10 protein-coding genes are annotated in these 12643 nt (G+C 40.2%); 7 read left to right on the forward strand and 3 right to left on the reverse strand.

Features of this window, described 5'->3' with window-relative positions:
* Window positions 1-47: 47 nt before the first annotated feature.
* A complete protein-coding gene (locus BLS32_RS00525) occupies window positions 48-929 on the forward strand; it encodes a hypothetical protein (protein ID WP_245699293.1) in 882 nt (293 codons plus the stop codon).
* Here the strand turns inward: BLS32_RS00525 and BLS32_RS00530 are convergent.
* Window positions 912-4637, reverse strand: coding sequence for a metallophosphoesterase (locus BLS32_RS00530; protein ID WP_091391368.1), 3726 nt, complete (start codon window positions 4635-4637; stop codon window positions 912-914). The two genes, BLS32_RS00525 and BLS32_RS00530, sit on opposite strands and share 18 nt — an antisense overlap.
* 28 nt (window positions 4638-4665) lie before the next feature.
* Between BLS32_RS00530 and BLS32_RS00535 the strand changes: the two genes are divergently transcribed.
* Window positions 4666-5856, forward strand: a complete 1191-nt coding sequence (locus tag BLS32_RS00535) for a Pycsar system effector family protein (RefSeq protein WP_091391369.1) — start codon at window positions 4666-4668, stop codon at window positions 5854-5856.
* Here the strand turns inward: BLS32_RS00535 and BLS32_RS00540 are convergent.
* The gene (locus BLS32_RS00540; RefSeq protein WP_091391370.1) at window positions 5853-8213 is read right to left on the reverse strand and encodes a GAF domain-containing protein; all 2361 of its coding nucleotides are present in this window, start codon (window positions 8211-8213) and stop codon (window positions 5853-5855) included. The two genes, BLS32_RS00535 and BLS32_RS00540, sit on opposite strands and share 4 nt — an antisense overlap.
* 103 nt (window positions 8214-8316) lie before the next feature.
* Here BLS32_RS00540 and BLS32_RS00545 point away from each other — a divergent pair, with 103 nt between their 5' ends.
* The 4 genes from BLS32_RS00545 to BLS32_RS00560 all read left to right on the forward strand — a co-directional run bounded on the left by BLS32_RS00545 (window position 8317) and on the right by BLS32_RS00560 (window position 10921).
* Window positions 8317-8898 carry a Crp/Fnr family transcriptional regulator gene (locus tag BLS32_RS00545; RefSeq protein ID WP_091391371.1) on the forward strand — a complete coding sequence of 194 codons (582 nt, stop codon included), beginning with the start codon at window positions 8317-8319 and terminating at the stop codon, window positions 8896-8898.
* A gap of 347 nt (window positions 8899-9245) precedes the next feature.
* Complete coding sequence (locus BLS32_RS00550; RefSeq protein ID WP_217639548.1) at window positions 9246-9965, forward strand: pirin family protein; 720 nt, start codon at window positions 9246-9248, stop codon at window positions 9963-9965.
* Between the two features lie 60 nt (window positions 9966-10025).
* The gene (locus tag BLS32_RS00555) at window positions 10026-10556 is read left to right on the forward strand and encodes a YceI family protein (RefSeq protein WP_091391373.1); all 531 of its coding nucleotides are present in this window, start codon (window positions 10026-10028) and stop codon (window positions 10554-10556) included.
* A 68-nt stretch (window positions 10557-10624) separates the two neighbouring features.
* A complete protein-coding gene (locus BLS32_RS00560; RefSeq protein WP_091391374.1) occupies window positions 10625-10921 on the forward strand; it encodes a response regulator in 297 nt (98 codons plus the stop codon).
* Window positions 10922-10980: 59 nt separating this feature from the next.
* Here the strand turns inward: BLS32_RS00560 and BLS32_RS00565 are convergent, their stop codons facing one another.
* Window positions 10981-11832, reverse strand: a complete 852-nt coding sequence (locus BLS32_RS00565; RefSeq protein ID WP_091391375.1) for a leucine-rich repeat domain-containing protein — start codon at window positions 11830-11832, stop codon at window positions 10981-10983.
* Window positions 11833-12062: 230 nt separating this feature from the next.
* On the opposite strand from BLS32_RS00565, the gene BLS32_RS00570 reads away from it, so the two are divergent.
* Window positions 12063-12545, forward strand: a complete 483-nt coding sequence (locus BLS32_RS00570; protein ID WP_091391376.1) for a DUF1761 domain-containing protein — start codon at window positions 12063-12065, stop codon at window positions 12543-12545.
* The last annotated feature ends 98 nt before the right edge of the window (window positions 12546-12643 follow it).

Below are 12643 nucleotides of genomic sequence, written 5' to 3' on the forward strand. Positions count from 1 at the left end.
TTGTTGAATGTTGCTTATATTTATATCTGATTCAAAAATTGCATCTTATGATCCGGATTTCCCATTTGCCGTTTGGCTTGCTCATCTTAGCTTTGGCCTGCGCCAATAAATCTCAGGTAATTGAAGAAGTATTTAAGTTGCCAAAACACCTCGACGAATCTTCAGCGGTAGAAGTGACATCCAAATCAGATTGGATCTGGACGCTTGAAGACAGCGGAAATGTTCCCGAATTATACGCACTCGATAAAACCGGCGCTGTAAAAAATACGCTGTCAATTACGAATGCAAAAAATAACGATTGGGAAGACCTAACTTCAGATGACGAAGGAAATCTGTACATTGGCGATTTTGGAAACAACGACAACGACCGCCAGGATTTAGCGATTTATAAAGTCGATGCATTGGATTTAAAGAACAAAACCGCAGCCGTTTCCAAAAAAATCACTTTTTATTATCCGGAACAAACCGAATTTCCTCCCAAAAAATCGAAGCATATTTTTGATGCCGAATCCTTCTTTTATTACCAAAACAATTTTTACATCTTTACCAAAAACCGAAGCTCAAAATTCAACGGAAGAACCACACTCTACCAGGTTCCCAATCAGGAAGGAAACCATGCTGCAAAGCTAATTTCGACTTTCGACACCTGTGACACATTCAGCCATTGTGCAGTAACCAGTGCCGACATCAGCCCTGATGGAAAAAAAGTAGTAATCCAGACTTCGACTTACGTCTGGATTTTCACCGATTTTACCGGAAACGATTTCTTCAGTGGAAAATCACAGCAAATCGACCTTGAAAGCTTTACCCAAAAAGAAGGCATTTGCTTCATCGGAAACAATAAATTGTACATTACCGACGAGCGCAAAAAGAAAACCGGCGGCTATTTATACCAATTGGATTTAACCAAATTAAAAGGCAAATCCTAAACCGGCAGTAATTCTTCCGCCATCGGTGGAATAGAAATACGACGCCTGCGCAGTTAATAAATTCACGCCGTTGATCCAGAAACCGCCGCCAACAGACTGGTGCCATTTGTTTGAAGTGTCGTTTTGAAGCCACACACGCCCGTAATCAAATCCGCCGAAAACCCCGTAGCTCAAAGGCGCAAATCCGTTTTGTAGTTTTCCGAGATTCAATCGAAGATCTGAACTTTGATAAAACGATTGCTTGCCCAAAAACCTCTGGTTCCTGAAACCGCGCAGATCCAGATCACCGCCCAAAGTCGCTGCCTGGTAAAATTCGTATTCATCATCAAAAAGCATTTTCCCTTTTAGTAACGTGGCGAAAACGACATTTCCGTTAGGCGATAATTTGTAATTGAACCCAAGCGAACTTTCGGCATACGGAAACCTTCTTTTCGTATCGTCGATATTCACTTTGTAGCCACCCAAAAGCGTAAAACTCAAGCCAAGCGTGGGATTTGAAACATTATCGTAATTCTCAAAACTGTAACCAGCATTCAGATCTGCAAAATTCTTGTAGTCAAAAACATCTGGATTGATGTTTCCGGGCAATGCCAGGAATCGGTTTGGCGTTTTATCAACCATAATTCTTTCGAACGACGGTTTTACAGTGAACGATCCGCCTTGTTCGCCAATCCATTGCAGCGCTGGCGTCACGCGGATGGTACGCATTTTTACGCGGTTGTAATCGCGGCCTAAATCTTTCTGGTTGTTCTCGGTTTCATTTCCATATCCGAAATAATTGATGCTGAAATTCGGACTCGTATAAAGTGCGTCCAACACCAGATTCCACTTTCCTAAAACGTGCGGAAAAATCCCTTTGTAAGACAATTCAAATCCGTTCGTTGCAAAATAATACATGCCTTTGATGCTGTGGCGTTGCGAATACGGAAAACGGTTGAAGCCATTGACAGTGTAATTCACGACGGCGCCCATTTTCACTCCGTCATCGGGATTGTAACCAATCAGTGGATAACCGGCAAACACATTGTATTTCGGTTTTTCATAATCATAAGTGTTGATTTCATAAATATCGGACAGCCTTTTGCGGGCGAGCCAACTGGTATCGAAAATATTTTCTTTGGATTTGAAATCGTAAATTTTAACTTTTCCACCATTTGCAACCTGATACGTATCTTTGTCCTGACCACCAAGGAGCCGCACCTTTATCTTGCGCGTTCCTTTGCCAGAAACTTCAAAAGTATCTTCGCCGCCAAGTCCGTAAATCCACAATTCTGTAGTTTCAGGGCATTCGTAATCGTGTTCGCTAATTTTTTCGGCGCCTTCTTTTTTGACACGAAAGACTTCTACTTTGGTATTTCTACCAGATCTTGTGATGATGAAACGGTCGTTTTTTTCGGTTCCGACGACAAGCACGGTTTTTTGCAGCACTTTGTAATATTGATGCGCATATTTTTCAAGATGTGTTTTCCTGATTTTGAGTTGCGCTTTGATCTTATCAATTGTGCCGTCTTTAACTTCTTTCGGAAGGTTTTCAAATGCTTTGTCGATTTCAGCATCCGACAAGTTTTTCATGATAAAATCGGCCTGGTCAATCCAGTCTTTTTCATTGGCACGCGTCACGAAAGCCAGATCCAAATTGTAGGCTTCGCGGTTGAACCATTTGACGTTTTTTAGATCTTCGTTAAATTTTCGCATGTGGCGAAGTGCCGGAATGTTCATTAAAATGGATAACAGTTTCCCGTCGTATTTTGTAAAAGCCTGGTCGCGGTCGCGCGGAATTGGTCGGTATATCACCTTGCCATTTTCTTTGTATTCGCCCCAGCGCCATTGGTCGTCGTGCCTGTCCCAATCGCCAATCAATACATCAAACATTCTCGCGCGGATGTATGATTTTTCATCTATCTGGTATTTTTCATCGGCGTTGATATTTTTAAGGACATCATCGGTACCAACGATTTTCGGAGCGTTACCAAAACTAGGATAATCCTTAAACGCATCGGTCGGACGTTCTTCAACCATGTACAATTCGTTGCCATATTCTTCGTTAAACAATCCGAGCGTTTTTTGTTTCGGAATGTAAAACAACACCGGATTCGTATGGCTGATGCCGAGATTATCAGCCAATCGGCCTACAACAAACGGCGTGTAGGGATGCGAGGTCGTGTAAAAATCGAGGATGAAACTTTCAGTATATGTATCACGGAAATCTTTTTCAACCGACTGATTTTTAAAAGCCACCGACTGTAAAAATCTTGTTGCGCTTTTGTGCAAAGAACGCATCACAAACTCACGTCCGTTTTTATCTTCAAGGCGCAAAGATCTGGATTGATGTCCGCCGCCCGAAATGGTTGGCTTCAAGCCGCCATAGAGCGTATCGAGGCTTACAGCTTTGGCTTTAATTGGCATGCTGTAATATTTCCTGAAATGATTTCCCCAGAGAAAACGGTATGCACCGCCTTTGGTTGTCATTTTTGTTGTGTAAATAGACGTGTCTTTTGTCGCTGCAAAATTGCCCGGAAATTCCCGCGGGTTCGGTTTTGGGCGTGCGTTTAAAGGCTGTGCTTTGAATAATAATTTTTCTTTTCCGTCTTCGCCTAGTCCAAAAAAGGAAACTTTGGATGCACCGCTTTTTAAAACATCAAGCACCACGTAACCATTTTTTCCAGCCGAGAAATCATTGTCGTGAATGGCTCTAGCAGCTTCGGTTTTAGAACCTGATCCGCTTATGATTTGTTTGACATCTTCATGATCGATGTATTGCAAATTGTGGTCGTGGCCAGAAACGACGACTACATTATTTTTGTCCTGGATCAATGTTTTGACGCGTTTCAAAAAAGCATTGTATTTTTTATTCTGCAAATCCTGCGGACTGATCCCAGACGTTTTTCGAAGTACGTTGATCAGCGTTCCGATGACAGGAAGCGGAATTTTCGATTCTAACGGAAACAATTGCTTTTCCCAAGAAAATTGCCCGCCATGCGTGCCGTTTGACATCAGTGGATGGTGCATCGCAATGATAGTGGTTTTCTTTTGGTTTTTGTTAATTTCGGATTCGAGTTCGTCAAAAAACTGCTCGCGGGTTTTGATGTCGCAATCTTCATTAATTTTAGGATGGTTGTCCCAACGCTCGAGATACCATTCGCTATCGATGATAATTAGCGCTACATCTTTATTAATGTCAATATGATCGATGCCACAGCCTTTTTTCGGAAGGAAAGATTTCTTTTTTCCAAGGTAATCGTTGACAAATTTTTCCTGTTCCCTTAAACCTTCAACACCGCTATACCAATCGTGGTTTCCGGGAATGAAAAGTGTTTTTCCTTTGAAATTTTTGGCTAATTTGAGTTGGTTGGTTAATTTTTCCTCAGCCAATTTTCTTTCCGGACCGTCTTTTTTTGGAAGTCCGTGCGGATAAATGTTGTCTCCGAGAAAAATCAGCGTGCTGGCAGAATCTGCTTTTTCCAAACGGTCTTCAAACACGTTTAAAAGCTTTTGCGAAGGTTCTTTATCAGAGTTTCCGGCATCGCCAATCAGGAAAAATGAATGTGACATTTTGTCGCGATCGTAAAAGTTGTCTTTGATCACCTGAGGCTTTTTATTGCCAAACTGCGCATGCTTGGTTGCACACGAATAAAATATAAAAATGAGGAAAAGAAATTTTACAGGAGTAATGTTTCTTTTGGAAGTCATATCAGAAAATAAATTCATAAATTGCCTATGTAATATAAATTCGACCATGAATATCATTCAAAAAGCCGAGGATTTCGTTTTTGCTCTATTCAAAGATAGACTTTCTCCTTCATATACTTATCATAATTTCAACCATACTTCACGTGTGGTTAATGCAACCGAAAAGCTCATCGAATCCGAAAAACTGACCAAAACTGAAGAAACTGCGCTGCTTCTTGCCGCCTGGTTTCATGACACGGGTTATGTGGATGGCGCGCAAAGGCATGAAGTAAAAAGCATCGTTTACCTGAACGAATTCCTGAAAGATAGCGATGTTGATCCGGCGATTTTGCCATTGGCAGAAAACCTGATCAGGGCAACCGAATTTAACCGCGAACCGCAAAATGTCCTCGAGTCGATCATTCGTGATGCCGATTGCAGCCATTTTTCGGATAAAAATTACATGGCGATCAGCGAATTGCTGCGCGATGAATGGGAAGTGACACTAAACCGCAAACTCACCGACCTTGAATGGAACATTGAAAACCGCGACATGCTCACGCGCTGCCACCGGTATTTCACCGATCACGCAAAGAAAAAATGGCAAAAGCAAAAAGATGTAAATATCGCTTTAGTACAGGAACAGATTCATTTTTTTACTGCGGCTGAAGAAAAAGCGGCATCCAAAAAGAAAAAAAACGACAAGTCCGAAAAAGATGAAAAACCCGAACGCGGCATTGAAACCATGTTTCGCGTGACGCTGAACAACCACACCAAATTAAGCCAGATCGCCGACAGTAAAGCGAATATTTTACTTTCGGTGAATGCAATCATCATTTCGATTTCATTGTCCACTTTAATCCCGAAACTCGACAGTCCGCGGAATGCGCATCTGATCATTCCAACATTTATCCTGATCTTATTCAGTGTGGTTTCGATCATTTTTGCGATCCTTTCGACCAAGCCAAAAGTAACCGGAGGTTCATTTACCAGAAAACAAATTGTCGACCAGAAAGTTAACTTATTATTTTTCGGAAATTTCTATAAAATGCCCGTCGAAGAATACCAGTGGGCGATGAATGAAATGATGAAAGACAAAGACTATCTGTACGGTTCGATGGTGAAGGATCTGTATTATCTCGGATTGGTTTTGCACCGGAAATACACGCTGCTGCGCATTACATACAACATTTTCATGTGTGAAATCATTATTTCGGTTGGCGCTTTTGCGTATGCTTTTTACTCGATCAGGGCTTAATTCCTGATTTCGTCCAGCAATTCCTGATACGTGTAGACTTTTGCATCTTCGGGTTTACTGAAAAGCACCGAAACACGCAATCCTTTTAAGCCCGAAACACCTTGCAGGTCTTCGATCTCAAAACTTTCAATGTTTGGACCAAGCAAACCTTTGTGCTGCAAAAACCTGATGTAACGGCGGTATTCGAGTTCTTCCGCATGTTGCGAATACACAATTGTGATGGTGTCTTTTTGCGTAATTCTTTCGTCTGTGCCTTTGATGTGTGCTTTGTCGATCCGCTTTTTGACAACTTCATATCTGGCATTGTACGAACCATCCACGTCGAAACGTTTTTCATCCATACGGAAACGGATCGTGATTGGGTTGTTGAATACCAAAAGCAACGAAGTGACTTCCATTTGGTAAGGCAAGGTATCTTTAAGCGCATGGTATTGGTTTTCCATGTCGCACATCACCTGAAGCTGCCACAATCTTAAATTGAACAAATACAGTTTGTCGAATTCCGGTTGGTTTGTGATCGAATTACCGATGTATAAATTGTGTTCGACACCATCGGTTTTAAAACGCTCATAATAATGCGGATAAAACGACTGTGCTTCTGCCTGTTTTTTATCAAGGATCGCGGCCATTTTTTTATTGATGATCGAAAGCGTCGTATCAAATCTTCTTCGCGAATCGTAAATCATGCCCGAAGTAGGATCGAGTTTAGAAAAATATGAAGCTATCAATTCATTAGTCTTTTCATTTTCAGATTTGTACTGTTTGAGTATCGGATTGACCTCGGCTTTAATATAATCCAAAACCAATTGTTCCGTATCGGCATTGAGTTGTGTATCAATATTGGCAGCAAAATCGTTCAACTCGAAAACCTTCTGTTCAAATAATGGTAATTTTTTTTCATTCAGAATCGCCTCGAAAATGGCTGAAAGCAAATTCACCTGAATGATGATGTCTTGTTTTGTCGTCGTATTTCGCATATCAGACGAACCTTTAATATCGATTTGACCGTACAACGGAAACACTTCAGAAAATACAATTTCATGCAGCACCGTATCTTTTGTGTCGCCAATGTGCGCCAACGCTTCTTCGCGGAATTTCCAGTATACACTTGAATGGATTGTCGTGTATTCATTCTGGATCAAAGCGTCGACTTTGTTTTGCACTTCCGAATAATAACGGTCGATCGTATCGGTTAAATAGGGCATCACAATGTCCATTTTATTGGCATTGATGCTGTTTAATTCTTTATTCCTGGACGAAACCACTTCTACGATTCCGAGTAGTTTTTCGTTTTTGATGACCGGTGCAAAAATGGCGCTTCGGATGTTTTGTTCGAGCAAATGTGCTGCAAACTCCGCTTCGCCGCTTTCCAATGCGAATTTTTTTACATCGGAAACCGTGAAATATTTTTTCTGATCAATTAGTTCCTTAAAATATTCATTGCACGTCAAATCCGAGCAATCGCATTCGGATGCATTTCCTAGAATAAAACTGTGTATTTTTTTATCGAATGACGAAATGACAAATTTATTTTCGGTCATATTGAGTGCCGTAAATCCTATCCTCAAATCGGAAATATGAAAAATCGACCTGAAAATGCTTTCAAAACTTTCGATCATCGAAAAATCCCCGTCGGGTTTGGTCAGCAATTTGGTTTTGAGGTTTGACACCGCGCTTTCGGTCGTTGCGTCATACAAAGTCATGATCCCGAAACCGCGCATGATCCAGCTGTGTTCGGGAAATTTGGATTTCCAGAGAGCCACATCGTGGAAATTATCGATCAATAATTCGACATCTTCAGAAGTCAATTGCAATGATTTTTCGGTTGGGAAAATTTCAATAAAATCGGCGTTGTATAAAATCCGGTAATACCGCATAACGTGAGCTTCATCGGGAATATCGTAGAAAAACGGTTTGCTGAAATCGAGTTTGTATCCATAATATCCATTTAAGATCATACAGCAACTCATGATGTAGAATTGATCGTGGTCAAAATCGCGGATCGTCATGTCGAACTTCGTTCCGGCATTGTCTAAAATGTGCTGCAAACGCTCGGAATAATTGAACGTAATGTTGTGAAACGGAATCGTAACGGCTTTGATTTCATTCTTCGTTAAAGCGGTCGGAAACAAATCGGACATCAGGTAACGGATGAGTTCTTTATGGGTTTCGATCATCGTCAGATCGGTAATTCCGGTTCTGAATTCAGGAACGGCTTCAACTTCTTTGAGCAGCGCTTTCGCGTAATTTGCCCTGTAATCTACATTTGAAAGTGCGATTTCTTCCAGATTTTCTATCAGTTTGTGAAAAGAAATCTGAACCTGGAACGGATTATCTGGATATTTTTCGAACAACATGGTGGAGTAATTTATGTCATTGCAAAGATACGCATTAGTTCGCATCCGATTTATTAACCTGGATTAAGATTTTTCTATACCTTTATTCAATAAAATTTTCATTTTGTACGAACAGATCAACTCCGGCATTTCGCGCTATGTTACTTTTACCGACGAAGAATTCGAGATCTTTGATTCTTTGCTTGAATTCAAAAGCGTTCCAAAAAAAACAATCCTGCTGCACGAAGGCGAAATGTGCAATTTTGAAGCTTTTGTCATTAAAGGCTGTTTGCGAAAATATTATATTGATGCGAATGGTTTTGAAGTCATTCTGCAATTTGCGATTGAAAACGCATGGATCAGCGACATCTCGTTCAGCATTTATGAAGACAAACCGAGCCAGGTTTTTATCGAAACGCTCGAAGAATGTGAATTGCTGATTTTTTCTCCCGAAACCAAAGAAACTTTATTTTTAAAAGCACCGCGATTTGAACGCGCCTTCCGGATTTTGATGCAGCGCAATTTATCGGTCACACAAAACCGGCTTTTTAATACCATTGCAAAAACCGCAACCGAAAAATACCAGGAATTTTTAGAGCATTATCCAACGATTCCGCAACGCGTCGCACAGCATTACATTGCTTCTTACCTCGGAATTTCTGCTGAGTTCTTATCCAAAATCCGAAAAAAACTGGCGCATCAATAGTTTCTTGATTTTATCTTACGCTTAAATTTTCTTGTTCCAGTTCAATGCCCAACGGTTTTTTCTGCCGCAATTTTGCATGGTAAATAATTGCTGCGCTCACCATTGAAGATTTAATTTTCTTGTTCCAGTTCAATGCACGGCGATTTTATACTACCGAAATTTGCACTATCAATTTACAACACAAGAAAACCATGGACAGAAAAGAATTTATAAAAAAAGGACTAATGGGAACCGGAATGTTTGTCACTTCTGCCGCTTTAGGCGATGTGATGAAAAATGACATTGATGAAATTGTCGCTCCTGAAGCAATTGGCTACAATCACTTACCGAATTTAGATTCCAAAATCATGGAAAATACGGTTTTACACAAATCAAATACCCGCGGCCATGCCAATCACGGATGGCTCGATTCGCATCATACTTTCAGCTTTGCGAATTACCACAATCCTGACAGAATGCATTTTGGCGTGTTGCGTGTTTTAAATGACGACCGTGTGGATGCCGGAATGGGCTTTGGAACGCATCCGCACGATAATATGGAAATCATTTCGATTCCGCTTGAAGGCGATCTCGAGCACAAAGACAGCATGGGAAATACGACCGTCATTAAAAAAGGTGACATTCAGGCAATGAGCGCGGGAACCGGGATTTTCCACAGCGAATACAACAAAAATTCTGATAGGCTGACGAAGTTTTTACAGATTTGGGTGTATCCGAATAAAAAAAATGTGATGCCGCGTTATGATCAAATAACGTTAAATACGGAAGACCGTCACAACAAATTGCAGCAGATTTTATCGCCTAATGCAGATGATGACGGAGTTTGGATCCATCAGGATGCATGGTTTCATCTCGGAACGTTTGACAACGGATTTAAATCGGAATACCAATTGAAAAAAGCAGGAAACGGGATTTATGCTTTCGTAATTAAAGGTGATTTTACGATCGGAAACATTGCCCTGAATGAGCGCGACGGCCTCGGGATTTGGGACACAAATTTAATCGAAATTACAGCAAATTCAGTAGATGCAGAAATTTTGCTGATGGAAGTCCCGATGGCAATGTAATTCAGATAAAAAGAAAATAATACGCTTAAAATAAATAATTAATAATAAAATAATTAGACCATGTCAACAACAAAATGGGTTATCGACCCAACACATTCAGAAATCGGATTTAAAGTAAAACACATGATGTTTACTAATGTTTCAGGGAAATTTCAAAAATTTGACGCTTCAATTGAAACCGAAGGCGATGATTTTGCAGGCGCAAAAATTCACTTCAGCGGTGATATCGATTCGGTTTCAACCGGAAATGCAGATCGTGACGCGCATTTATTAAGCGCCGATTTTTTCGATGCTGCGCAGTTTCCAAAAATCAGTTTTGAAGCCACTTCATTTACAAAAGAAGATGAAGGCGATTTCGAACTAACCGGTGATTTAACTTTGCACGGACAAACCAAATCGGTTAAACTTGCAGCAGAATACAGCGGACAAATGAAAGATCCGTGGGGAAATACCAAAGCAGGATTCGCTTTAAGCGGAAAAATCAACAGAAAAGACTGGGGATTAAACTGGAACTCTGCGCTTGAAACCGGCGGCGTTTTAGTTAGTGACGAAGTGCGTTTGGCGATCGAACTGCAATTTATCAAACAATAATCAGGATCAAATTCAAAACTAAAACCTCAGGGAAATTTTTCTTTGGGGTTTTATTATTTTAAATATTTATGACAAAGATTTTATACATCGGGAAACATCCCGAAATCCTTCAGACGGTTGTTCGCCTGATCAATTCAGATGAAAACTGGTTTGGCATTGGTGCTCAGGACGAACAAGAAGCGATCGAATTGTTTTCAAAATACGATTTCTCAATTGTCCTTTTTGGTTGCGGTCTCGACAAAGAAACTGAAGATTCGCTTACGGCATTTTTCAAAAAAGCCAATCCAAAAATTCTTGTGATCGAACATTTTGGCGGTGGTAGCGGATTATTGAAGAACGAAATCCTATCGGCTTTAAGCCAATAAAAAACCTTGCTCTCGGGGAAAAGCAAGGTTTCAAACGTATTTAATTTATTATGAAAAAATTATTCTTCGTTGGCTAAAGCAGAGTTTTTGTCTTTAACCGGCAGCACTACAGCCACTCCTTTATCATTGATCATTGTCATGTTTAAAGTGTCCAATTGTGCAAGGTTTCTTGAAACCAAACCGCTGAATTGGTTGTAAGAAATATTCATTTCTTTCAGGTGGTTCAATTTTTCAAGATCAAACGGCACTTGCCCGTTCATGTTGTTTTCAAACAGGCTTAAGTTTTCAAGTGAAGTCAGGTTTGCCACTTCGCGGCTTAAATTTCCTGACAATTTGTTGCTACTCAACAACAACACTTTTAATGAAGTCAAAGTGTAAACTGTTGACGGAATGCTTCCCGTCAGTTCGTTATTGAACAATGACAAAGTTCTTAGGTTTTTCAAGGTTCCCAACTCAGATGGAATGTCTCCGCTCAAGGCGTTCATGTACATTTCGACAGATTCTAAAGCGGTTGCTTTTCCGATTGTTGCAGGGATTTTTCCTGAGAATTTATTAAACGCAAGGTTCAAAGATTTTAATGAAGACATATTTCCGATGGTGGCCGGAATATTTCCTGAGATTGAATTTTTGAACAAACTCAATTGCTGCAGATTCGTCAGGTTACCGATTTCTTTCGGCAATTCACCAGTCAAATTATTGTTTGACAGATCAATAGCAACAACTTTATCGTTTTGTATTCTGATGCCATACCAGGTTGATACTGGTTTTTTCAAATCCCATTTGTTGGTCCATTGCGAACCGTTAGTCGATTTGTAAAGCTTTACAAGCGCTTGCTTTTCAGAAGCACTCACTCCAGCCATTAGCGAAGATGTGGCAATCATAAACATAAAAAGGGTAGCTATATTTTTCATAATTACTTTGGTTTTAATTCTACGGTGTAAACATACATACTTTTATCGATAATGTGCAAATAAAATCGATTAAATGCATCTTTTTCGAGTTTTAAGTAAATTAAATCCTACAATTAAAATATTTTGAGGTTCTTTTATTTGTCCCAACAAATTGAATATCTCATCATTCTTTTATGTTAATTTTCTAAAAACGTTACATTTGACCTTCAAACCAACAAAAACTTAAAATTATGCAACCAAATTTTTTAGCGCTATTCGTAGCGGCAATTTCGTCATTAGTTATCGGAGCAATTTGGTACAATCCCAAAGTATTCGGTTCCATCTGGATGCGCGAATCAGGAATGACCGAAGAAAAAATGAAAGGCACTAACATGTTTGTCATTTTCGGAATGACATTCGTTTACGGATTTTTAATTGCAATGGTCTTGCAATTCTTAACGATCCACCAATTTGGGGCACTCGGAATGATCGGCGGTGATCCTGCATTGGCAAAGCCATCTTATTTCGCATTTATGCAAGAATACGGAAATGCGTACCGCACATTCAAGCACGGCATGCTGCACGGATTCATTTCTGGATTGTTTTTCGCGCTTCCAGTTGTAGGCGTTTCTTCGCTTTATGAAAGAAGAAGCTGGAAATATGTCCTGACCGTTGGCGGATATTGGGTCGTTACCTGCATGATCATGGGCGGAATTATCTGTGCCTGGAAATAATCTGACATAAATTACAAGGAACCGCTTTTTCACCGAAGCGGTTTTTTTGTTTGGCAAATGAAACTAAAATGCGAAGTTGCCGTATATTTGAATGCTAT

The organism is Flavobacterium noncentrifugens, assembly GCF_900100375.1.
GTDB lineage: Bacteria > Bacteroidota > Bacteroidia > Flavobacteriales > Flavobacteriaceae > Flavobacterium > Flavobacterium noncentrifugens.

What these genes read in the sequence shown, in the direction of transcription:
- BLS32_RS00550 (WP_217639548.1), top strand. Translation starts at nt 9,246, where the DNA reads ATGGAAAATACGGTTTTACACAAATCAAATACCCGCGGCCATGCCAAT.
- BLS32_RS00535 (WP_091391369.1), top strand. Translation starts at nt 4,666, where the DNA reads ATGAATATCATTCAAAAAGCCGAGGATTTCGTTTTTGCTCTATTCAAA.
- BLS32_RS00555 (WP_091391373.1), top strand. Translation starts at nt 10,026, where the DNA reads ATGTCAACAACAAAATGGGTTATCGACCCAACACATTCAGAAATCGGA.
- BLS32_RS00560 (WP_091391374.1), top strand. Translation starts at nt 10,625, where the DNA reads ATGACAAAGATTTTATACATCGGGAAACATCCCGAAATCCTTCAGACG.
- BLS32_RS00530 (WP_091391368.1), bottom strand. Translation starts at nt 4,637, where the DNA reads ATGAATTTATTTTCTGATATGACTTCCAAAAGAAACATTACTCCTGTA.
- BLS32_RS00525 (WP_245699293.1), top strand. Translation starts at nt 48, where the DNA reads ATGATCCGGATTTCCCATTTGCCGTTTGGCTTGCTCATCTTAGCTTTG.
- BLS32_RS00570 (WP_091391376.1), top strand. Translation starts at nt 12,063, where the DNA reads ATGCAACCAAATTTTTTAGCGCTATTCGTAGCGGCAATTTCGTCATTA.
- BLS32_RS00565 (WP_091391375.1), bottom strand. Translation starts at nt 11,832, where the DNA reads ATGAAAAATATAGCTACCCTTTTTATGTTTATGATTGCCACATCTTCG.
- BLS32_RS00540 (WP_091391370.1), bottom strand. Translation starts at nt 8,213, where the DNA reads ATGTTGTTCGAAAAATATCCAGATAATCCGTTCCAGGTTCAGATTTCT.